This window comes from Streptomyces sp. NPDC059866, from assembly GCF_042731325.1.
GTDB classification, from domain to species: domain Bacteria; phylum Actinomycetota; class Actinomycetes; order Streptomycetales; family Streptomycetaceae; genus Streptomyces; species Streptomyces flavusporus.
This window is the reverse complement of the sequence record NZ_JBHWJT010000002.1, coordinates 161,255-182,385: the sequence shown is the minus strand read 5'-3', so window position 1 is coordinate 182,385 and position 21,131 is coordinate 161,255. Positions and strand designations below refer to the sequence as shown.

21 protein-coding genes and 4 pseudogenes are annotated in these 21,131 nt (G+C 69.5%); 21 read left to right on the top strand and 4 right to left on the bottom strand.

Translation table 11 applies throughout. The features are described from left to right. Positions 1–20: 20 nt before the first annotated feature. The 14 genes and pseudogenes from fusA (ACFV7R_RS03085) to ACFV7R_RS03020 all read left to right on the top strand — a co-directional run bounded on the left by fusA (ACFV7R_RS03085) (position 21) and on the right by ACFV7R_RS03020 (position 11,945). The gene (gene fusA / locus ACFV7R_RS03085; RefSeq protein ID WP_385259234.1) at positions 21–2,066 is read left to right on the top strand and encodes an elongation factor G; all 2,046 of its coding nucleotides are present in this window, start codon (positions 21–23) and stop codon (positions 2,064–2,066) included. Positions 2,067–2,196: 130 nt separating this feature from the next. Continuing rightward, positions 2,197–2,619 (top strand): WXG100 family type VII secretion target, encoded by a 423-nt coding sequence (locus tag ACFV7R_RS03080; RefSeq protein ID WP_385259232.1) that lies wholly within the window; start codon positions 2,197–2,199, stop codon positions 2,617–2,619. A 57-nt stretch (positions 2,620–2,676) separates the two neighbouring features. Continuing rightward, entirely contained in the window at positions 2,677–2,991 is a 315-nt protein-coding gene (locus ACFV7R_RS03075) for a WXG100 family type VII secretion target (RefSeq protein WP_385259229.1), read from the top strand. After that, positions 2,991–4,736: an RNase A-like domain-containing protein gene (locus tag ACFV7R_RS03070; RefSeq protein WP_385259226.1), complete on the top strand. Its 1,746-nt coding sequence runs from the start codon at positions 2,991–2,993 to the stop codon at positions 4,734–4,736. The genes ACFV7R_RS03075 and ACFV7R_RS03070 overlap by 1 nt, the downstream gene beginning before the upstream one ends. Before the next feature lie 38 nt (positions 4,737–4,774). Then, positions 4,775–5,335: a hypothetical protein gene (locus tag ACFV7R_RS03065; protein WP_385259224.1), complete on the top strand. Its 561-nt coding sequence runs from the start codon at positions 4,775–4,777 to the stop codon at positions 5,333–5,335. Between the two features lie 47 nt (positions 5,336–5,382). Next, positions 5,383–5,682 carry an RNase A-like domain-containing protein gene (locus ACFV7R_RS03060; RefSeq protein WP_385259221.1) on the top strand — a complete coding sequence of 100 codons (300 nt, stop codon included), beginning with the start codon at positions 5,383–5,385 and terminating at the stop codon, positions 5,680–5,682. Positions 5,683–5,695: 13 nt separating this feature from the next. Beyond that, on the top strand, positions 5,696–6,352 hold the full coding sequence (locus ACFV7R_RS03055; RefSeq protein ID WP_385259218.1) for a contact-dependent growth inhibition system immunity protein: 657 nt from the start codon (positions 5,696–5,698) through the stop codon (positions 6,350–6,352). Between the two features lie 294 nt (positions 6,353–6,646). Then, positions 6,647–6,996: pseudogene (fusA, locus tag ACFV7R_RS03050) on the top strand (elongation factor G); the annotation flags it as partial. A 307-nt stretch (positions 6,997–7,303) separates the two neighbouring features. After that, on the top strand, positions 7,304–9,190 hold the full coding sequence (locus ACFV7R_RS03045) for a DNA/RNA helicase domain-containing protein (protein ID WP_385259215.1): 1,887 nt from the start codon (positions 7,304–7,306) through the stop codon (positions 9,188–9,190). A gap of 144 nt (positions 9,191–9,334) precedes the next feature. Continuing rightward, a complete protein-coding gene (locus tag ACFV7R_RS03040; RefSeq protein WP_385259212.1) occupies positions 9,335–10,144 on the top strand; it encodes a Scr1 family TA system antitoxin-like transcriptional regulator in 810 nt (269 codons plus the stop codon). 8 nt (positions 10,145–10,152) lie between these two features. Beyond that, on the top strand, positions 10,153–10,338 hold the full coding sequence (locus tag ACFV7R_RS03035; RefSeq protein WP_385259210.1) for a DUF397 domain-containing protein: 186 nt from the start codon (positions 10,153–10,155) through the stop codon (positions 10,336–10,338). A gap of 36 nt (positions 10,339–10,374) precedes the next feature. Then, positions 10,375–11,097 (top strand): hypothetical protein, encoded by a 723-nt coding sequence (locus ACFV7R_RS03030; RefSeq protein WP_385259207.1) that lies wholly within the window; start codon positions 10,375–10,377, stop codon positions 11,095–11,097. Between the two features lie 45 nt (positions 11,098–11,142). Then, positions 11,143–11,436 (top strand): annotated as a pseudogene (locus ACFV7R_RS03025) (ATP-dependent helicase); the annotation flags it as partial. Positions 11,437–11,465: 29 nt separating this feature from the next. Further along, positions 11,466–11,945 carry a hypothetical protein gene (locus tag ACFV7R_RS03020; protein WP_385259205.1) on the top strand — a complete coding sequence of 160 codons (480 nt, stop codon included), beginning with the start codon at positions 11,466–11,468 and terminating at the stop codon, positions 11,943–11,945. Between the two features lie 204 nt (positions 11,946–12,149). Here the strand turns inward: ACFV7R_RS03020 and ACFV7R_RS03015 are convergent, their stop codons facing one another. Next, positions 12,150–14,369 (bottom strand): competence protein CoiA family protein, encoded by a 2,220-nt coding sequence (locus ACFV7R_RS03015; RefSeq protein WP_385259202.1) that lies wholly within the window; start codon positions 14,367–14,369, stop codon positions 12,150–12,152. Positions 14,370–14,617: 248 nt separating this feature from the next. On the opposite strand from ACFV7R_RS03015, the pseudogene ACFV7R_RS03010 reads away from it, so the two are divergent. Beyond that, positions 14,618–14,734 (top strand): annotated as a pseudogene (locus tag ACFV7R_RS03010) (alpha/beta hydrolase); the annotation flags it as partial. Positions 14,735–14,739: 5 nt separating this feature from the next. Here ACFV7R_RS03010 and ACFV7R_RS03005 read toward each other — a convergent pair. Together ACFV7R_RS03005 and ACFV7R_RS03000 are read right to left on the bottom strand one after the other, a co-directional pair. Further along, positions 14,740–15,033, bottom strand: a complete 294-nt coding sequence (locus tag ACFV7R_RS03005; RefSeq protein WP_385259200.1) for a hypothetical protein — start codon at positions 15,031–15,033, stop codon at positions 14,740–14,742. Continuing rightward, a complete protein-coding gene (locus tag ACFV7R_RS03000) occupies positions 15,030–15,293 on the bottom strand; it encodes a hypothetical protein (RefSeq protein ID WP_385259198.1) in 264 nt (87 codons plus the stop codon). The genes ACFV7R_RS03005 and ACFV7R_RS03000 overlap by 4 nt, the downstream gene beginning before the upstream one ends. Between ACFV7R_RS03000 and ACFV7R_RS02995 the strand changes: the two are divergent. After that, positions 15,277–15,423, top strand: a pseudogene (locus ACFV7R_RS02995) (hypothetical protein); the annotation flags it as partial. The gene ACFV7R_RS03000 and the pseudogene ACFV7R_RS02995 overlap by 17 nt on opposite strands. Positions 15,424–15,666: 243 nt before the next feature. Here ACFV7R_RS02995 and ACFV7R_RS02990 read toward each other — a convergent pair. Continuing rightward, on the bottom strand, positions 15,667–16,614 hold the full coding sequence (locus tag ACFV7R_RS02990) for an RNA repair domain-containing protein (RefSeq protein ID WP_385259196.1): 948 nt from the start codon (positions 16,612–16,614) through the stop codon (positions 15,667–15,669). Positions 16,615–16,896: 282 nt separating this feature from the next. Here ACFV7R_RS02990 and ACFV7R_RS02985 point away from each other — a divergent pair, with 282 nt between their 5' ends. The 5 genes from ACFV7R_RS02985 (at position 16,897) to ACFV7R_RS02965 (ending at position 21,128) form a co-directional block, all read left to right on the top strand. Further along, positions 16,897–17,289, top strand: coding sequence for a hypothetical protein (locus ACFV7R_RS02985; protein ID WP_385259193.1), 393 nt, complete (start codon positions 16,897–16,899; stop codon positions 17,287–17,289). Positions 17,290–17,333: 44 nt separating this feature from the next. Then, the gene (locus ACFV7R_RS02980; RefSeq protein WP_385259190.1) at positions 17,334–18,809 is read left to right on the top strand and encodes a tol-pal system YbgF family protein; all 1,476 of its coding nucleotides are present in this window, start codon (positions 17,334–17,336) and stop codon (positions 18,807–18,809) included. A 76-nt stretch (positions 18,810–18,885) separates the two neighbouring features. Then, entirely contained in the window at positions 18,886–19,062 is a 177-nt protein-coding gene (locus ACFV7R_RS02975; RefSeq protein WP_385259187.1) for a hypothetical protein, read from the top strand. Between the two features lie 33 nt (positions 19,063–19,095). Next, positions 19,096–19,632: a GNAT family N-acetyltransferase gene (locus ACFV7R_RS02970; RefSeq protein ID WP_385259184.1), complete on the top strand. Its 537-nt coding sequence runs from the start codon at positions 19,096–19,098 to the stop codon at positions 19,630–19,632. Next, entirely contained in the window at positions 19,629–21,128 is a 1,500-nt protein-coding gene (locus ACFV7R_RS02965) for an ABC transporter substrate-binding protein (protein WP_385259181.1), read from the top strand. Before ACFV7R_RS02970 ends, ACFV7R_RS02965 begins: the two co-directional genes overlap by 4 nt. Positions 21,129–21,131: the final 3 nt, after the last annotated feature.

Sequence of the window (21,131 nt, the reverse complement as noted above, 5' to 3'; positions counted from 1 at the left end):
GTCCCGAAAGGCCATGGGCCGTGCGTACCGCACTCAATCGTCGACCGACCACCGTTCGCAACCTCGGCATCCTCGCCCACGTCGACGCCGGCAAGACCACCGTCACGGAACGGATCCTCTACGCCACCGGCACCACCCACCGGCGCGGCGAGGTCCACGACGGCACGACCGTCACCGACTTCGACCCGCAGGAACGCGACCGTGGCATCACCATCTTCGCCGCCGCCGTCAGCTGCGACTGGGACGGGCACCGGATCAACCTGATCGACACACCTGGGCACGTCGACTTCGCCGACGAGGTGGAGCGATCGCTGCGGGTGCTCGACGGGGCGGTCGCGGTGTTCGACGCCGTCGCCGGGGTCGAGCCGCAGAGCGAGTCCGTGTGGCGGCAGGCGGACCGGCACGGCGTGCCGAGGATCGCCTTCGTCAACAAGCTGGACCGCGCCGGGGCCGACCTCGACACGGCCGTCGCCTCGATCCGCGAGCGGCTCCATGCGGCGCCGCTGGTCGTGCAGTTGCCCATCGGCGCGGAAGACGGCTTCACCGGCGTGGTGGACCTGGTACGGATGCGGGCGCTGGTGTGGGCCGACGGCGCCGAGGCGGTCGTGGAGGAGCCGGTTCCGCAGGAGCTGCGGGACGAGGCGGTGCGGCGGCGTCGGCTGCTGGAGGAAGCTGTCGCCGAGCTGCACCCGGCCGCGCTGGAGGAGTTCTGCGACCAGGAGACGCTCACGGCAGCGACTCTTGCCTCCGCCCTGCGCGACCTGACCCGGACCGGCGACGGCGTGGTCGTGCTGTGCGGTTCGGCGTACCGCAACCGCGGGATCGAGCCGCTGCTCGACGCGGTCGTGGCGTACCTGCCGTCACCGCTGGACGTACCGCCGGTGCGCGGCACGCTCGACGGGGTGGAACAGGAGCGGGCTGCCGACCCGGACGCACCGCTCGCGGCACTGGCGTTCAAGGTGAGCGCCACGGCGACGGGACGGCTGACCTACCTGCGGCTGTACTCGGGGACGATCGAGAAGGGGGACACCGTGTGGGACGCGGGCGCGCGGCGCAGTGAGCGGATCGGCCGGATCCTGCGTGTGCAGGCCGACCGGCACGCCCAGGTGGAGCGGGCGGTCGCCGGGGACATCGTCGCCGTGGTCGGACTGAAGTCCGCCCGCGCCGGGTCGACCCTGTGCGCCCCTGGCGCGCCGCTCGTCCTGGAACCGCCGAGTGTCGCCGACCCGGTCGTCACCGTGGCGGTCGAGGCCGCACGCTCCACCGACACCGACCGGCTGGCCACGGCGCTGGCGCGGCTGGCCGAGGAGGATCCGTCGCTGGTCGTGCGGACCGATCCCGAGACCGGGCAGACGGTCCTCTCGGGCATGGGCGAACTGCACCTGGAGGTCGCGGTGGAGAAGCTCCGGCGTGCCCACGGGCTGGATGTGCAGGTCGGCCGACCGAGGGTGACCTACCGGGAGACGGTCGTGCGTGGTACGTCCGGGCACGTGCACCGGCATGTCAAACAGGACGGCGGAGCGGGCCAGTTCGCGCACGTCGTCCTGGACGTCGAGCCCCTGGAGACCGGCTTCGAGTTCCGTTCGACGGTCGTCGGCGGCCGGGTGCCGCAGGAGTACGTCCGGGCGGTCGAGGCCGGCTGCCGGGACGCCCTGGCCGAGGGGCCGCTCGACGGACACCCGGTGACCGGGCTGCGCGTCACCCTCACCGACGGCGCGACCCATGTGAAGGACTCGTCCGAGATGGCGTTCCGGACGGCGGGCCGGTTCGCGCTGCAGGGCGCCCTGCGTGCAAGCACGATGGCCCTGCTGGAACCGGTCGTCGAGGTCACCGTCACGGTGCCCGAGGACGCCGTGGGCAGCGTCCTCGGTGACCTCGCCGCCCGACGCGCCCGGGTCTCCGGCTCGGCCACCCGGTCGGGCTCGGCGGTGGTCACCGCGACCGTGCCGCTGGCCGAACTCTTCGGGTACGCGACGCGGTTGCGCAGCCGCACCCAGGGGCGGGGCACGTTCACGGCCCGGCCGACGGGGTACGCGCCGGCGCCGGTGACGGTGTCGGCGCGGTAGTGCCGACGGCGGCCCCTCCCGTAAGCGGGCGGGGCCGCCTCCGGGCGTCGGCCTCGGGGAAGCGCGAGGTTAGGATCACTGTGTATGCGCGGCTTGTCATGCTGAGGTCACGGGGGCGGAGGTACGAAGCATGGGCGTACGTGGTGCAGGCGCGGGCCAAGAGGGCGGTGCCGATCTGGCGGTGTCGAACCAGGACCTCACCAAACTGGCCGATGACCTCGACGATATGCAGGACTACCTGAACAAGCAGGTCAGGCGAATGGACGCGATCGTCGACCGCATCGAAGCGGGGTGGCGAGGACCGGCGGGGAGAGCGTACCGCGGGTTCCACCGGGCGGCGGCCGAGGACGCCGTGCGCATCCGTGAAGTGATCGGGCACCTCGAGCAGGCCGTGCGTCTGAGCCGGGACGGCTTCACGGAACGGGAACTGGACGTGGTGGCCCAACTGCGGAGGATCCCGGTGGACATCGACAGCGAGGTCGACAAGCTGTCGACACCGAACCCGGAGACGACCGGGCCCGCCCATCCGCGCAGCAGCCTCGACTCCTTCTGACGACCTCTCCGAGGCTCACTGCCGCACCCGCGACGACACCTATGAAACGGGGAAACCATGCCGACCGGGAGCGCGGACGACGACCACATAACCGTCTCCTTCGCCACCCTCCGCGAGCTCGCCGCCGAACTGGAGGACATCCTCAAGAAGCTCAACGACGGTCTGGACGACCTGCACGACCGGGTCGTGCCGGTCGTGCTGTCCTGGGAGGGGGAGGCCCGCGAGGTCTTCGTCGACAAACTCGACGAGTGGGACCGCTCGGCCCAGGACCTCCAGGCGGCTCAGAAGTGGCTGCACGAGTGTGCGACCACGAGCCACGTCAACTATGCGGCCGCGCACCAGGCCGTGCTGCGCGGCTGGGGGGCCGGCTGATGGGGACGCCACCGCCGGGCCAGAACGGCACCATCGACGTCAAGCCGGCCGACCTCCACCGCGTCTCCGGCGGTGTGGCGAGCCAGCAGACGGTGATGGACAGAGGCGCCAAGAGCCTGCTCGACGATCTGAACAAGTACCCGGACGCCGGCGGCTACGGCACCTCGCCCCAGGCGTTCGCGACGTCGTATGTCAAGGTGGGCAATCGCTTCCTCGAGGTATGGGCCAAGAGCGTCGTCAGCATCGGGGGTGCGGCAGTCGGCTTCACCTCGACGGCCAATGCCTATGCGAAGGCGGAGGCGGCCAACGACCTCGCGGGGAAAGCCAAGCCGGTCATCCAGCCGTTGCCGAAGGTCATCGACAAGCCGCCCGCCTACGGCTCCGTGCCGAATCTGAAGTGGGGCGACGACGACGGCGGCGACGACTTCATCCGCAGGCTCCTCGAGTGGGTGCCCGAGCCGGTCCGGGACGTGCTGAGGCCGGTGGTGAAGCACGCCTTCCGGATGGGCAAGGTCGCCGACGTCTATCCGTTTCCACAGCAGCACTACCTGAACTTGCTGTCCAAGGCGTGGATGGCGACGACCACTTCGCTCTCCATGGCGGAGAGCGGACTGACCGGGAACATCAGCAGCATCACGCAGCAGGCCAACAGTGAGTGGTACGACGCGATGCGCCAGTTCTGCAGTTCGCTGTGGGGCACGACGACGTGGGGCCAGAACCACGAGGGCTACAAGTGGAAGCACGACAGCTCCTCCTCGCAGACCGCCAACCACCCCGTGATGACCGTGCTGTTCGACACGGCTCAGAAAATCAGCGATCTCCTCTACGAATTCGCCGAGGCGGCCGTCTATCTCAATCGCGAGGTATGGGACGTCTACATCGAGGCCGTACGCGACGCGATCCCCAAGGTCGAGGTCAACCTCAAGGACGGCGTCGGCATGGACGACGTCAAGGGCCTGGTCAAAGGCGTGGTCAAAGGTGTCGCCAAGGGCGCGAGCCAGCTGGGCCAGGGCATCGTCCTGAACATGGACACCGCCAAGCTGAATGCGATCGTCACCGAGTACAACCGACGGGTCGACGCGCTCGTTCCGAAACTCGACGCGCTCATGGGCCCCTTGGACGAGGCGCACCGGAGCGCCCCGAAGTTCGAGGCCCAGGAGGCGCGGGCACAGGGCTTCGGGATGCGGGCCCTGGAGGAGTTCAAGGACTCGCAGGTCTGGCTGAAGGTCGACTCGGCCGGCAAGTACGACCTCGACCTTGCCGCCAACGAGTACATGGCGGACGGCCACACCCTGGACAAGCACGTCGGTAAGACGGACGAGCAGTTGGCGCAGCGCCTGCGTGACCAGCCGGCGAACCCGAACCAGGGTCCGACTCCGGCCTGGCCGTACCGAAAGCCGAAAATCGGAGCCTCTTCGGCCTTCCCGAACTATCAGCGGGCAGAGGAGCTGACGGAATACAACCTCAACCAGAACAAGGCTGCCATCGACGCGTGGATCAAGGGCCCGCCGCCGCCGGCCGACGGCACGGTCGAGCCGTTCTACTCGACTGCACCCAACGGCGAGATCAGCGGCCGCAGCGTGTTCAAGCAGCCGGTGGACCTCAACGATCCGCTGTCCGGGTACAAGCAGGGCGGCCTGAACGCCAAGGCGTACGACGTGACGGGCATCGATACGCGCATCAGGTACGACAGCAGTCGCACACCGCCGTTCACCGTCATGACGTCGATGCCCTACAGGCCCTAGGGTGCCCTGCCGAGCCGACCGAGAAAGGCCAGCACCACATGTCCGTCGACCAGACTTCCTGGGAAGCCGCGGTGCGTCACCTGTACGAGGACGCGTACCCGTACGACGCCACAGGCCCGCGCCGCCACAAGGACTGGGTCCTCGACGTCCTCGCGCTGATGGCGCGGGTCCCGGACCCACGGGGATGGGCCGGTCTCGACGACGCGGCCCAGAACCCGGAGCGCGAGGCCTCCCCTACGTACCCCTTCGTCGTCCACCCCCCGGAGTACGTCGCGCCGCGTCTTCAGGAGATCGACCGGAACAGCGCCGAGAACCTGCTCCTGGCCATCACGGACGACAGATGCACCCTGTCCAACCTGAGGCGCTTCACGGAGAGCGAGGAGGAACTGCGGGAGATGGCGCGCACGATCCTCGCGCGTTACGGGGACGGGGCCAGCTATCACACCAACATCAAGATGCCCGGTCATGTGCGCGGCACGCTCGACTTCACGTCGTCGAGCTGGGCGTACAGCCCGCTCAGCGTCTACACGGAGGACTGCGGCCTGATCGTCGTCTCGGACACCGAGGTCGGCATGTTCTGGAACTTCTCCGACCTCTGAGCCGCACGCATACAGCTCCCGACCAGGTGATTTGAGAGGATCCCCCCGTGCTCACCCGCTCCGCTTCCTACCCCGACCGGGAGACCGCCCACTGGGCCACCCAGCAGGTGGTGACCGCCAACGAGCAGGTCATCCACCGCTGGCTCGCCCAGGGCACCCGGGCTCGCCTCACCATCGAGGCCGCATGGCCGTCCCGTGAGGAGCCCGTGGGCCGGGTCCAGCTGGAGGGCGACCTGCTGGCCGGGCGGGGGCCCGTCGACGTCCGCGCGGCGCGCGTGGTGCTGCGCCGCGAGCCGTCGAGCCCGCACGGCTTCGTCGTCCACACGACCGTCCCGTTCTACCTGTAGGGGCTGCCCGCACATGTCCATGAAGCCCCTCGAACACGACCGCCGGTACGGCGAGCTGGACCAGGTGATGCGCGCCTACCTGGGGCAGCCGGCCGACGACACCCCGGAGCGGCGCAGCCGCGCGCTGGACGCCTACCTCCGGCACACCTGGCACACCCGCCCCTGGGCCATCGCGGAGGCGGAGCACCAGCTGCGCGAGTACAGCCGCAACCCGCCGGGCCGCATCCGACACCAGCTGGGCGAGTTCTACGCGATCCCGGACAACGGGATGCCCCAGTCGGAGATCGGCGACTGGCTGACAGTGCTGGCCGACCACCTGAGGAAGAGCATCGAGGAAGGCGACGTCCCCCAACCGTCGTCCCCGCAGACTCACTGGGAGTGGCACGCACGCTTCCCGGAAACCGCGCAACTGCTCGGCGGCTGGTTCTCGCAGGACATCGTCGACGAGTTCCCCGACCACGACGCCGCCGTTACCGACTACGCCGCCACAACCGACCCCCAACTGGTCGCACGCCTCGTGGGCGAACTCCACGAGCTGCTCGCACTCCCCCTGGACGAGGGGGACTACGCCCTGGCCGCCGCCGAACTCGGCATGGAGGTCGGCCCGCCCGAGCCGTTCTCCTACGGCGCCTGGTTCCAGTCGGTGGCGGCGACGCTGGCCGGCGGCTGATCCGGGCTTGAGGCCGCCCTCCACTCGTAGACGAAGCCCCAGGTCAGCTACCTGGGGCTTCGCCGTCGTCCAGACCGACCAGGGTCAGCGGACCCAACGCCGGAGCCTCGGCGGCAGGACCTGGCGTTGTCACGTTGGTGGGGTGTTGATCGATTGAGGGCGTGTCAGGGCTTGGAGGGTCGGGCGAGGGCTTGGGGCACGCTGCAGTGGGCGGTGGCTGTGTTACTTCCCGAGGGAGTCATTTGCATCCCGAATTCTGCGGAATGGTTGAGGTCTTCGAAGGCCCAGTTCGCTGACGGCGTGACCCATGTGAAGGATTCGTCCGAGATGGCGTTCCGTACGGCCGGCCGGTTCGCCCTGCACGGTGCTCTGCGTGCGAGCACGATGGCCCTGCTGGAACCGGTCGTCGAGGTCACGGTCACGGTGCCCGAGGACGCCGTGGGCAGCGTCCTCGGTGACCTCGCCGCCCGACGCGGCCGGGTCTCCGGCTCGGTCACCCGGGCTGGGTCGGCGGTTGTCACGGCCACCGTGCCGCTGGCCGAACTCTTCGGGCACGCGACCGCTTGCGCAGCCGCACCCAGGGGCGCGGCACGTTCACGGCGCGGCCTACCGGGTATGCGCCGGTGACCGTGTCGGCGCGGTAGCAGTTGTTGCGGCCGGGACGGCCCCTCCCCGTGAGGCGGAGGGCCGCCCCGTCACCAGCTCGGGGACACGCCCCGACCGTCGACGGCACGGCCGAGGTCCCAGAGGTCGGCGCCCCAGTGAAGGCCGACGCCGTGCCTTGCGCTCAGGGTCGGGCCTCCCGAAGCCTCCACACACCACCTGTCGCACAGGTATTCTTGATCGCATCGTCATCGCGGCCCGACGGGCTTCCGCTCCACCCACCCGGTGGAGTCTCGAAGGACATGCCCCCACCCGCACGAGTCTCTTCGTGCTGCCTGGGGGAAGTCCTTGTTGTTCCGCGCGTCCGCGAGGACGGTCGCCGCTATGGGCCTTGATGGTTCACTGTTCCTGCATCTCACGGAGCAGTTCGTCCACATGCACGGATACCGACCCGGCCCCTCCGAGGCACGCTCCTGGGAACGGAGCATCCCCGTACTTGCGGCTGCGCTCAACGACGCAGGGCTGGGCGACGTCGAGGTCCTGCTCGAGTACGCGCTCCCGTTGAACAGCAAGCGTGCCGACGCGGTGCTCGCCGGCGTCCACCCCGCCACGGGTGAGCCGTCGTACGTCGTGGTCGAGCTGAAGCAGTGGAGCCAGGCAACGCCGGACGAGGACGACCCCACTCTGTGCCACGTCGATGCCTATACGCATCCCGTCCTCAACCCCATTGAGCAGGTACGCCGGTACTGCCGGTACCTCGTCAACTTCAACGGCGCGTTTGCCGAGCACCCGGAGCGTGTCAGCGGCGTGGCCTACCTGCACAACGCCACCGAGTTCGGCACCAGTGGTCTGCGCGAGATCGAACTCGACAACCATGGGCAGATGTTCACCGCCGAGCATCGAGGCGACTTCCTCGCCTACCTCCGCACCAGACTCAGCGACGAGCACCCCGGTGCCCAGGCGGCCGACGGACTACTCGCGGGCAAGATCGTGCCTTCCAGGCAGCTGATGGCCGTCGCGGCCAAGGAGGTGCGCGAACGTGAGCAGTTCGTGCTCCTTGATGAGCAGCAGGTCGCTTACCGCATGGTGCTCAACGCCGTGGAGAAGGCCAAGTACTCCGACCACAAAGAGGTCGTGGTGGTCACCGGTGGCCCCGGCACGGGAAAAAGCGTCATCGCGCTCCAGCTCCTGGGGGACCTCTACCGCCGCGGCGTACCGGCCTTCCATGCCACCGGCTCCCAGTCGTTCACCAAGACCATGCGCAAGGTCGCGGGCGAGCGTAAGCGCGACGTGCAGGATCTCTTCAAGTACTTCAACAGCTTCATGACGGCTGAGAAGAACTCCCTCGGAGCCCTGATCTGCGACGAGGCCCACCGCATCCGGGAGACCTCCGCCAACCGCTTCACCAGTGCCCAGCACCGCACGGGCAGGGCCCAGATCGACGAACTCATCGATGTCGCCTACGTGCCCGTCTTCTTCCTCGACGAGCACCAGGTGGTGCGGCCCGGCGAGATGGGAACCGTGGCCGACATCAAGGCGGCAGCCGCGAGGCGGGGACTTCCGTGCCACGTCGTACCGCTGGACAGCCAGTTTCGCTGCGGCGGCAGCGACGCCTACGTGCGCTGGGTTGTCCGCCTCCTCGGCCTGGAGCCGGGCGGGCCTGTCCCCTGGGACCCCGACGACCGCATGCAACTCCTGGTCGCCGACAGCCCCGAGGAGATGGAGGCGTTCCTCCAAGCACGCCGCGCTCAGGGCTATGGTGCCCGCATGTCGGCGGGCTACTGCTGGCGCTGGTCGCCGGAACCCAAGCCGGGTGAACCGCTCCCGGCGGACGTCGTGATCGGTGACTGGGCCCGCCCCTGGAACCTCCGAGGCGACCGTTCGGTCTCGGGCGCACCCCCGGCCGCCCTGTGGGCCACCGACCCGGCCGGTTTCGGCCAGGTCGGATGCGTATACACGGCCCAGGGCTTCGAGTACGACTGGTCCGGCGTCATCATCGGCCCGGATCTGGTCTGGCGGGGCGACCAGTGGGTCACAGACCGTACGCAGTCGAAGGACCCGGTGTTCAAGAAGTCCACCCCGGACGCCGACGTGGACCGGCTGATCCGCAACACCTACAAGGTGCTGCTGACGCGGGGGATGGTGGGCACTGTGGTGTATTCGACGGACCCCGAGACGCGGGAGAAGTTGCGGGAGTTGGTGGATGGGGCAGCGCGGGAGGCCGTGCCGGTCTGACGGAACGAACCCTCGCGCGCTCCTGCCCGTACACGACGTCTTGTACGCGCTCCGGCCGGGCCTTGCGCGTAACCGCGCCCGACCGTCGCGCCGTTGTACGGCTACAAGGTGTGCCCACCAAGCGCGACAAGGGGGTCGTCGTCCATGGCGAACGGCAGCACGCTCGAATCGTCCGGCAGTCTCAAGGCCTTCGGGGCGGCCCTGAAGGTGTTCCGGGAGCGGGCCCTGCTGACGCAGGAGCAGCTCGCCGAGCGGATCAACTACTCGCATGCCTCGGTCGCTTCGGTCGAGCAGGGTCGGCGGATGCCGACCCCCCAGTTCATTGAGCGGGTGGAGGAGGCACTGGAGGCGTTCGGGGTGCTCCGTGCCATGGCGCGGCACGTCGGGCGGGAGCGGGGGCTGGCGGTCTGGTTCCGGGAGTGGGCACAGTTGGAGGAGACGGCGGTCAGCCTGTGCACGTACGAGTGCCGGGTCGTGCCGGGGCTGTTGCAGACCGAGGCGTACACCCGGGCGGTGATGCTGAATGTGCCGCCCCCGCCGACGGAGGAGCAGCTCGCGGAGCGGATCGCCGCTCGGCTGGCGCGGCAGGAACTGTTGACGCGCAGGCCGCCGGTCACGTTCAGCTTCATCGTCGAGGAGTCGGTACTGCTGCGGCATACGGGCGGTGAGGAGGTCACCCGAGAGTTGCTCGGCCACCTCCTCGCCTGCACGGAACTGTGGAACGTGGAGCTGCAGATCATGCCGCAGCAACAGCCGTACCACGCGGGTACGGACGGGCCCATGCAGCTCCTGGAGACCCCGGAGCGTCAGTGGCTGGGGTACTCGGAGGGGCAGAAGACCGGGCAGCTGATCTCCGACCGGGAAGCAGTGAGCGTCATGCAGATGCGCTATGCCAAGATGCGCTCGCAGGCCCTGTCCCCGGCGGACTCGGTCGAGTTGCTGCAGCGGATGTGAGGAGTGCTATGAGCATCAACAGTGAGCTGGCCTGGTTCAAGAGCAGCTACAGCGGGTCTGAGGGCGACAGCTGCCTGGAAGTCGCTCACGCGCCCGAAGCCGTGCATGTACGCGACTCCAAGGAGAAGGACGGGCCGCGATTCACGTTCTCCACCGCTGCGTGGGGGGATTTCATCCGGCATGTAGTCGGCTAACTGATCTGTGTGGCGTCTGAGGAACGACAGCACGGCATGCTCAGCGAAGAGACAATCAACCACTTTCGCTTTGCGGGAGCGAGGGTTCTGCTGTCCGTGTTCCGAAGGGGTGGTATTCCCGCCCTTCCGGAGGAACGCCAGGCCGCTCTCGAACCCGCGATCCGGGCCTTGTGGCAGGCGGGTGAGAGTGGGGGAAGAAACCTTTACGAGATCGCCGCTGAGGTGCGCCTGATCGCTGATGCCCTGAGCCCGGACGTCCAAAGTCGCTGTGTCGTACCCGCTGATCTGGCCGAACTGGTCGCCGATCCGGCGCTGGACGAACCATGGTTGGTGCTGTGGGACATTGCCCGTCACGTGGAATCCTGGCCCTCGGGGTTTGTGACCAAGCTCTCTCACGCGACTCCGACGAGCTGGGAACTCGGCCATCGATTTCCGCAGCTCCGTGAATTCTTGCTGAACTACTTCGGTCAGGACGGCATGGCGGTCGAGGAAGGCCTGACCGAGCTTGAAGGACTCGAACTCTATATCGAGCATTGTCATCCCATTTGCCTCTGGCGACTTCCCCGGATCGCAGCGGAGTGCACAGAAGCAATGAGCGTCTTCCAGGATGAAGAGTCGCTGGTGAGGTTCTTCGAGATCGAACACGGACTGGGTTCGGGAACCCTCGCCTGGTTGGACTGGCTGCCGCTCATCGCCGAGACATTTACCGCGCATATGCGTGCACAGCACCCGCCGCGTTGGGTTTCCCCAGAGGTATAGAGCGAGGATCACACGACATGCGCACCCGCCTGCGCAACGACACCCAACGCGACCCTGGCAGCCACTTTGCAGTCGGTCAGCGATCCCCTGCAGAGGCCGACCGACGGCTGGGTCCGGCTGCGCGAGGACCTCACCCTGGATGCCTGGCGCACGGCTCGCGAGAGTGCCAGAGAGAACCTCGTCCTGCCCGACGTGGACCACCGCGCCGTACGCGGCCTGAAGTTCTCCGCCGCTCTCCCGGAGCGCCTCGCGGTCGCCACGGTCGCGGCACGCTTGGCCGACTTCGACGGCGCTCGCGCTGTGCTGGGTGAACCGGTGCGCTTCCAGCACGACACCTGACCGGTCCGAGAACGGAGACCGGGCACGGAATGAGCCTGTCGACCCTCCGTGCTGCCACCCCTGCCCCGACCATCCCGATCAAGGAGTTCACCGTGCCACCTCGCTTCGAGACCGCCCGCTTCCACATCGAGTCGGGGCCGACCTCCCTGTTCACGCGCGTCCGGCACATCCTGTGCGAGCCGGCACGGCTTAAGGCACACGGTCAGCACGTGACCGAGCGTCTGCGCCAGTGGAGCGCACCTGTCGAGGAGCTGACGTCCTTCGACCCGAAGAGCTGGGAACTGGTCTCTGCCGAAGTACGCACCGACACGGGCAGGTGGGTGAAGTCGACCTGGCGGGTGCGGGCGGACGCTCGGGACTGGTGGGTGGTGGTCGGGCTGGGCAACGCGCTCGTCACCGTGATCGAGGTGGATCCGCGGCGCCGGGGAATGGGGGAGGTCGTTGTTACCGATGGACCCCTGTACGCCCGTGTCGATGCCGTCAACGCAGAATTGCTGCTGGGACGTTGACCGGCCGGCTGTGCCCTGGCGGCGACCGTAGAGTCCGGCCGTGGTGCGTTTGCTGGCGGCGGTGCGGTCGTGACCGCCGCCGGGGACGGTGATTGGCAGATCTGTGCCAGCTCGGGAGCTCGTGACCAGGCACTACCGGAGGCGGGAGTGGCACGGATCCGCCAATCGCGGGGAGGGAGCCCTCGGGCCCGCAGGAAGCGGGCGTCACCGTAGTTCGGAGTGCCGCCGCAGGGCCATGCGCCAGTGCATGAACAGTGCCTCAGGCGGGGGAGTTGGCCGGTCCAGGTTGAAGAGGACCTGCCGGTAAAGCGGATGCGGCTGGTCGGCGCCGTGTGCGGTGATCAGTGCGGACAGCAGCGGCCTGTCGTCCGGTGTTTCGCGGTCGGCCTCGACCAGTACGGCGACCTTGTCGTCCGGGTGGAGAGCCGCGAGCGGGGCTCCGATCCGCAGAGCCAGTTCGCCCCAGGTCGTCGCATGCCCCGCACGCGCGGTCCGGCGCAGCGCGACGCGGACGGCGACGGCGTGGCCGCGCATCTCCGACAGCGTGAGGCGCTTGTTGGCCCGTGTCAGGTGCTGCCGCCAGCGCGCGATGTCGCGGAGCTCCTCCGCTGCCAGCTCCTCTCCGATCTCTTCGGCGAGTTCCTCAGCGCTCCGGAGAACGCGGCGCAGCTGGTCCGGATGGAGGTCGTCTCCCTCGCGGTTGAGCCGATCGACGAGCGCGGACAGGCGTTCCCAGATCTCGTGCAACTCGTCGCCGCGCCGGTCCACCAGCCAGTCCGTGAGGCCCCGTACGGTCTCGTGGGCGTCCGTCGACCAGGCTGCCCGTTCCGCCAGGAACAGGTTCTGCTCGAAGGCATCGAGATCACCGGCGTGCCGTGCCTCATGAGCCAGGTCGAGCAGCGCGTCGAAGGTCGCGCGCCGGGCGGCGGCAGCATCGGCCCGCATCCCTCCGATCCGGCCCGATGTTCGGATCCGGGCTTCATGGCTTGGGGGAGGCGGTGGGTTCGCCGGGCCGCTTCTGCTGTAGGCCGCGTGGGCGCGGCGACGTTCGCGGTCCCATATGCCGGGCAACTCGGCGTCCGAGAAGTCCTTCGTCCAGCCGAGTCCGCGGAGCACCTCTCCGAAGAACGGAGCTGGGCCACCGCCCCGCCCCTTGATGAGGGCTGACAGGATGGGCTTACCGGGTGTCCGGGGCTGCTCGACCTGGACGAGCAGCTCCCGCCACCGTTCCACGGAGAATTCATGGTTGTGGAGGGACGCTCGCCTGCACAGCGTTGCCATGGTCACGACGTTCTTGCTCCGCGCTGCGTTCTCCAGCGTCGCGCGGAAGGACGTGATGATGTCGGCGTCAGAGGGAAGCGGCTGTTCCTGGGGCGACGGATCGTGAGTGTCGGCGGGAGGCCAGCCGCTGTCCGTTTTCTGCTGGGCAGTGGTGTCGGCCCGGATGCGGTGCAGCGCCCTGGCCTCGATCAGCCAAGTGCCATCGCTGTCGAGGGAGAGGGTGGCGCCCATGGGCAGGTACGCATGATGGACGTCGGGCGTCTCCGCCTGGGCTGGGAGGGACAGGCGGGCGTTGACGCGTATGGAGATGTCGAAGAAGCGGTGTGTGTCGGTGGCGTGGGACAGCACGGCGTCGGTGATGAGGACGGAGGCCGGGGTGAGCGGCAGGGCGGACGCGGGAAGGGCCGGCGTTGCCGGGACGGCGTGGCGCGGAACGATACCGCTCGGCGTGTGGAAGAGGTCCGGGGTGACGATGCCTTCCGGCGTGAGAGAGCATTCGGACAGAGACGTCCATTCCACGGGCCGGTCCGGAAACTGGGTTCCGATTTCCACCTCGCGGGTTGCACCCAGCGACCGGCACTGCACCCGGAGGGCATAACCCTGTCGATCGATCTGCCAGTTGGCGAGGAGACTGTCGGGTCCGAACAACCAGTTGAGTCCGGCGTACCGGGCTCCGAGCTCCGCGTCGGACTCCTCCCACTCCCGCTTGGATAGCCGGGCGAGCTGAACGCGTACCAGTCGGCGCCCTGCTTCGTACGACACATCGATGACGTCGCGGACTTGATGGCCCTTGGGCTTGTACACGGGCTGAACCGCCCGCTGATTCTGCCGCTTCAGCCAGTCGGCGATGGCACGCCCGATGTAGAGGTGGTCGGCGCTGGCCTCGTCTCCCTCCGTACGGCCGCAGCTGACTGCTGCCGACACATGGGCGAAGTGGCACTTGCGGTCCCGGTACTGCTTCGGTGACAGCCTCTGGCCACAGCCGCCGAGGAGCGTTCCGCAGAAGAAGGCGCGTTGGGAATAGCGGGAGATGAACGCGGAGAACTCTCCGGCGTCCATGGGGAGATACACCGGCAGGTCCGATCCGGCGTGCCCGGAGACGGCGGTCTGGACCTTGCGGGTGTCTTCTTCTGCGTTCGGCATGGGATAGCTCCGGGCGGTGCGGGTCGTACGTGCGGGATGGGCAGCGTGGGGCCCGAGGTCAGTTAGCCAGGGCGACTCGCTCAACGTGGGCGACCTTGGCGGACGCGACAACGTGGGCTCGCTCAGGGGGCTGGGTGTCGGGGGCCTCGGCTCGGGCGGCGAGCGTGGCGTGCCCCGTGCGTGAGTGCACGTGCATGCAGAAGGCGACCAGCGGGACTGTGAAAAGGTTGCACAGATCTGCGGGAAAAGCGGAGTATGCGGGGCTGTTTCCGGAGGCGGAGCTGGTGGTGCCGTCGGGGGCGGGGCACTTTCCCTGGCTGGATGACGCGGAGAGGTTCGTCGCGACTACGCAGACGCTTCGTTGACGTCGTCAGCGGTACCTGATGCCGCGTTCGTCGAGTTCGTCCGCGCACTGCTCGGGCACGGCTGTCATCCGTTGATCGATCGTGGCTTCTCCGGTCCGCTGGCGGGCCTCATGCGCCTCGATCCTGTCCCGTTCGATCTCGTCCGCGATCCGCTCGCAGTCCACGACGACTGTGTCGACCGCTGTCTCGCGCGGTTCTGGCTCCTCGGTGGCGGGCTCGGCGTTGAGTGAGGAGGTGGCTGCGAGCCCGCCGAGACACAGCACTGCCCATACGCCGAGGATCCAGCCGCGGGCTCTCAATGGCCGACCATCCCGCTAGCCCCGCACCCGTCCCGGAACTCCAACCCCGGCACCAGCTCCCCCCAAACCTCCCCCGTCAAGTCACCCCCACTGTATGCGCACACGCGGTCGATCGCGCTGTTCGCGTCCAGGGGCCATACCCGTGCTGTCAGGTCGTAGCTCGCCGACGTGAGGGTGTCGCCCTTCGGGCTGAAGGCCACCGACGTGACCGTTTCGAGGTGGCCGGTGAGTGCGTGGCTGTAGGGCTCGGCGGTTGTCACCGCCACCGTGCCGCTGGCCGAACTCTTCGGCTACGCGACCCGGTTGCGCAGCCGCACCCAGGGCCGCGGCACCTTCACGGCCCGGCCCACCGGGTACGCACCGGCGCTGGTGACGCTGCCGACGCGTTAGCGCCGACGGCGGTCCCTCCCGTACGCGGGCGGCCGGGCGAATCCGGGGAGTTGGACGGCATGGGGCGGCTCTCCTGGTTCAGGAAGTGAACGATGGGGCCCCTATGCCACGAACCCGCCATGGGGCGGACCGACTCCCGCGAGACATCTGCCTCAGGTAGGGCCGATACACATCCCAATGGGAGGACTGACGGTGATGCGGAAGGTGTCAGCGGTCGACCTGAACCTCAGACGGCCCTTAGTCTCACCTGTCGGTGATCACGGAGAGCCAGGCCGTGTCCTCCGCGCCCGGCGCACCGGGGCCTGGGTCGGGCAGCCGGCGGACCTCGCCCGTGCCGAGAGCGACCGTTGCCCGCGGCCGCATCGGCCCGTCGCCCCTGCGCGAGAGCAGGACGAGCTCCCAGACCGTCGCCGTCATGGCGTCGAGCCGGGCGGCACAGTCGGCGGCGACCCGCTGCGCATCCCGGGTCCGACCCAGGGACAGATGCGGTGTGAAGCCCTTGGCGCGCCCACGACAGCGTGGGAACCGTTGCTGCAGAGCGCGGTACAGACCCGCCCACGGCGTCTCGCCGGTCGCCGCCGGGTCGAGCCACACGGTGAAGTACGCCCGGTGCCGGAAGGTGCGCACCCCGTCCAGCCTGGCCGTGAAGACCGGCGTCTCGACCGCCGCCGCGGCCAGCAGCGGGGCCGCCCGCTCGAAGTCGGACTCCGGCACGAAGCCGAAGAGCAGATTGACGTGCGGCGGCCAGCGGCGGATCTGCGGATCGTGATCCCGACGGATGTCCTGGATCGGCGGCCACAGCTCCGCAGGCGGAATCCAGGCCACCGCCGTGCGGGGCGTCGGGGATACGTCGAGGACGCCAGCGGGCTCGCTCCCGCCGGAGCCCGGGTCGGTTTCCACACCGCAATGGTCCGATACGTGCCAGGCCTCGGGGGTGGGCGCATCCCCCCGCACCCGGCCGGCGTCCGACGTGTCGATGCAGTCCACACCCGTGGCCCGGTCCCAGACCACCTCGCCGTCCGCCTCGATGAACACCACCCGGTGCCACGGGATGTCGCCCCCGGGCACGAAGGAGGGCAGCGGGATGCGCTCGGGGGCGTCCCCGCGCTGGCTGATCCCCAGCACGAAACGGGCCGGGTCGAAGCGCGGGTCCCAGAGGACCCGGTGATAGATCTCGTCGCTGGTCCGCATCACGCCTCCTCTTCCTCCTCTCCCTCCAGGATGCGGCCGTTCATGTCCTCGACGGTTCCGCCGGGGGGGGCACTGTGCCTTCACTGTTTGCGCGCGGATGGCTGTTCAAGCACGGGTCCGCCGTCGCGCCGCATTGTTCAGTGCCGCGATCGGGCTGCTGAACAACGGTGTACGGCGGTGTGATTGACGCCAAGGGGGAGTCCGGGGCGGCGCGGAGCGCTACCGCTCGTGTGCCGCGTCGCCCCGCAAGGCCCGCACACCCCCACCGAGGGAGGAACACCGATGAGCCCCGACGACGCCCGCCGGCCCGGAAGCGTGACCCTCGCGGTGATCCTGGTGATCCTGGGGACGTTCGTGGCGGCCGTGGCGGCGTCGTCCGACCCGGGAGTGCAGAACCTGACGGCCGGGCTCGTCCTGGCCTGCTTCTGGTTCGGGATCCGGGCCGGCCGGGGACGGCGTACCGCCCGGACCACGGTGACCTGGCTGACGGTGGTGACGCTGGTGTTCGCCACGCCGTTCGCCCTCGCCGACCCGCTCTACGGCGGCATCACCCTCCTCCTCGCTGCCGCCCTCGCGGTCCCGGGGGTGGCCCTGCTGTACACGCCCAGGGCCGAGGCGTACGTCCGCGCCCGGATGGACCTCCTGCACGCCGGCCGGGCCCTGAGCGACGACTGATACGAGTCGGCATACACCGAGCACCGAAAAGGGGGGGCAGGATCATGGACGAGCCGGCGTACGCTGCGGACGAGCCGCCCGAGGTCCGGGCGGAGCGCGACCCGGTGGCCGTCGCTGTCGGCAACGCATCGTTGCTGGGCGTCGGTTACCTGCTGATGGGGCGCCGTGGGCTGTTCTTCGCCACCGGCACGGTCACCGTCGCGCTCGTGTGGACGGCCGTCTCGGTCGCGGAGACGTGGTGCGAGGCCGTGCTGCTGCTGTGGTGGCTGCTGGTGGTCGCGCACGGGTGGCTCCTGGCGCGCGGAGGGCTGAAGCGGAGGCGACTCGGGCAGCAGGACCCGGCCCCCCTCGCTCAGCTGCACCCTGCACCGCCTGGTCCGCAGGGCCCGGCACGGCTCGGGCAGTGGCTGCGCGCGCTCGCCGTGACGGTCCCTGTGCTGCTGGTCGTCGGGTTGCTGCGGTTCGACGCGCACGCGATCGAGGACCGCGTCACCGAGGCGCGCGAGAGCGGGGACTGCGTCGGAGTGGTGACCGCGCAGGAGGACGTGTGGTTCGGCCACCGTCTCGTGGGCGCCCCGCAGGCCGCCCGTGGTGATGTAGCCGTCGAGGCCTGCGGGCGGCTGGACGAGGCACGGGCCGAGCTGTCCGCGGGGCTTCTCGACGCCGACGTCGAGGCGCTCGGGGCGGGGTACGCGATGCTGTCCGCGCTCCTGAAGGAGCCGGGCAACGACAAGACGGTCGAGACGGCCCTGGACGAGTTCCTCGGCGGCCTGCCCACGGGCGACCCGTGCGAGACCGTACGGATCACCGACTGGCTCCGCGCGCGCAAGCCCGGCAACGACGTACTGGACCGGTCGTCGGCCACCGCCGACCGGACCGCGCCGGCCGCCCTCCTCGGCTGCGGCGACGACCTCCTGAGCGAGCAGCAGTGGACGCAGGCCCGGTCGCGATACCGGCAACTCCTCGACGAGCACCCGGACAACGCCCGCACGAAGCAGGCCCGCAGCGGGCTGCGCAAGGTCACCCTCGGCATCCAGCTGGACCACGTCCGCGAACTGGTGCGCGACACGAAGAACAACGCGACGGGCGGGTACTGCGCGGCACCGGCGAAGTACAGCGGCGCGCCCGCCTACCGCAAGGGATCGAACCCCGCGCTCTTCGTGGGCGACGACGAGTACACGGAGAAGCTGCCCGACCGCTGGAAGGCACAGATCCCGGACAAGGCCGCACTGATCGTGTGCGTGGGGACGGCGGACTTCGGAACCGCCGTGGAGACATGCCCCTACCAGGACTCCGACTCCGGTGGGCCCACCAGGAACGTCACGTTCCACAAGATCCGCGTCCCGGTGAAGGCGTACGAACTGCGCACCGGGAAGCTCGTGGCCGACCGCAGCGTGCAGATCGGCGGGACGAGCTGCCCCTACCTCCTCTCCTACTACGGCGTCCCTCCGTCGGCGGAGTACGTCAACCCGTCCGCGTCCGACGTGCGCGACGCCTTCTCCTCGATCGTCAACCGGTGAACGGACCGCCCATGCCCACCACCCCTCCTGGTCCCCGATCCGCCGCGCCCTCACCGCCGGGCCGGACCCCTACAAAGTGAAGATCACGTGCGTCAACACGGAGGATCTGAAACCGGGGCGCCCGAAGACCGACGTGTTCGAAGGTACGGCCGTCATCTCCACGGACCCGATCCGTGGGCGGGACACGTTCGTGATCACATGGGACGACGGAGCGGAGGACCACCTCACGAAGATGGGCGGCGACGACTGGTGATCATGCGTCGGAGTTAATGCATATGATGTGCAAGTGCGTGACTACTGCATCAGGACCGCGAAACCGGAAGACCTCGACGGCGCCCGAGCCGTCATGCTCGACACCGTCTACCGCGACTTCGGGACCGGATACGTGCCCCGCTGGCACGGCGACATCATCGACCCGGCCGCCGCCTATCTCGTCCCCGCCCGCCACACCCTCCTCGTCGCGGTGGACCAGGGCGACGGCAGCGTGGTCGCCACCGCCGCCCTCGACTCCCGTGGCCCGGCCTGTCCGCCCAACCCACGGGACGTCGCCGAGCGCTTCCCCTCCGGCGAGACCGCGCAGCTGCGCCGGGTGTATGTGCGCCCCGAGCACCGCCGTCGCGGGCTCGCCCGGCGGCTGGTGGACGCACTGGTCACCTTCGCCGAGGCCGAGGGCGGATACCGCTCCGCGTATCTGCACACCGATCCTGCCGTGCCGGGCGCCGAAGCCTTCTGGCGGTCGCTCGCCAAGGTGGTGCACGACGAGCGGGAGGGCCCCGGCGGCGGGCAGGGGATCGTGCACTTCGAGATTCCCCTGGGGCGGTGACACGCGTGCGTTCCTCCCGGCTGCTCGCCTCCGTGCTGCTCATACCGCTGCTCGCCGGCTGCTTCGCCTCCGGCGGCGACACCGGCTCCTCCGGTGACGCCGAGGACGGCTCCCGGCTGCGGGTCGCGCTCGCCTTCCCGCCCGCCGAGAACCTCTCCCCGTACGGCGCCGACGCGACCATCCTGAGCCGGCTCGGCGTCACCGAGAGGCTGACCGCCCTGGACGCCAACGGTGCCGCGGCGCCCGCGCTCGCCGTCTCCTGGCAGCGCAAGGACGCCCGGACCTGGCTGTTCACCCTGCGCGAGGCCACCTTCCAGGACGGCACCGACGTCACCGCGCAGGCGGTCGCCGCCTCCCTCACCGAGGCCACCGAGGCCGAGCCCGAGCCCGCTGCCCTCTCCGGTGTCACCCTCACCGCGAAGGCCGAGGGCAGAAGTGCCGTACGGATCACCACCGGTGAACCCGATCCCGTACTGCCGCTGCGGCTCGCCAGTCCCAGCCTCGCGGTTCTTTCGGCGAAGGCCTACGAGGAGAAGGACCGGGTCGACCTCGTCGGCACCGCCACCGGGCCCTTCGAGCTCACCAAGGTCACCGGCAGCAGCTCCGCCACCCTCGACCGCCACGACGACTACTGGGGCGGCCGCGCCCAGGCCTCCGGCATCGACGCGAAGTTCGTCGCCGACGGCACCGCCCGCACCGCCGCCCTGCGTACCGGCGACATCGACCTCGCCGAGGCGGTGCCCGTCGCGCAGGCCGCGAGCCTCGAGGAGGACACCCGCCGGGAGACCGCGACCACCCGCACCACGAGCCTGCTGCTCAACAGCAGGTCCGGTGTGTTCAAGGACGCGAAGCTGCGGGCCGCCGCGCGGGCCGCCGTCGACACCTCCGCGCTCGCCGACGGCGTGTACGAGGGGCACGCCGATGCCGGTGTCGGCATCTACGGGTCGGCCGTGACCTGGGCCGAGGGCAAGCGGCAGCAGCCCGTGGGGCGGGCGCGGGCCGCGCAGCCCGACGGCACGTCGATCACGCTTGCCACGTACGACAACCGGCCCGAACTGCCGGAGGTCGCCCAGGTGTTGAAGCAGCAGCTGGAGAAGGCCGGGTTCAAGGTGACGCTGGAGGTGCGCGAGTACTCGCGGATCGAGAGCGACGCGCTGGCCGGCAGGTTCGACGCCTTCGTGCTCGCGCGCAACAGCCTGGTCGACACCGGCGACCCCGTCGCCGTCCTCGCCGGCGACTTCACCTGCGACGGCGGTTACAACCTGGCGCTGCTGTGCGACAAGGACGTCGACCGCGCCGTCGCCCGGGCCGAGGCCACCTCCGACACCGCCGAGCGGCAGGATGCCGTCATGGCCGCCGAGGCGCGGATCCTCGGCACCGACGCCGTGGTCCCGTTGGTCCACCAACGGGTCATCACCGGTGTGGGCGCCGACGTCCGTGGTGCGCTCCTCGACCCGTACGAGCGCACCCTCGTCGGCACCGGGACGCGGCGCTGAACG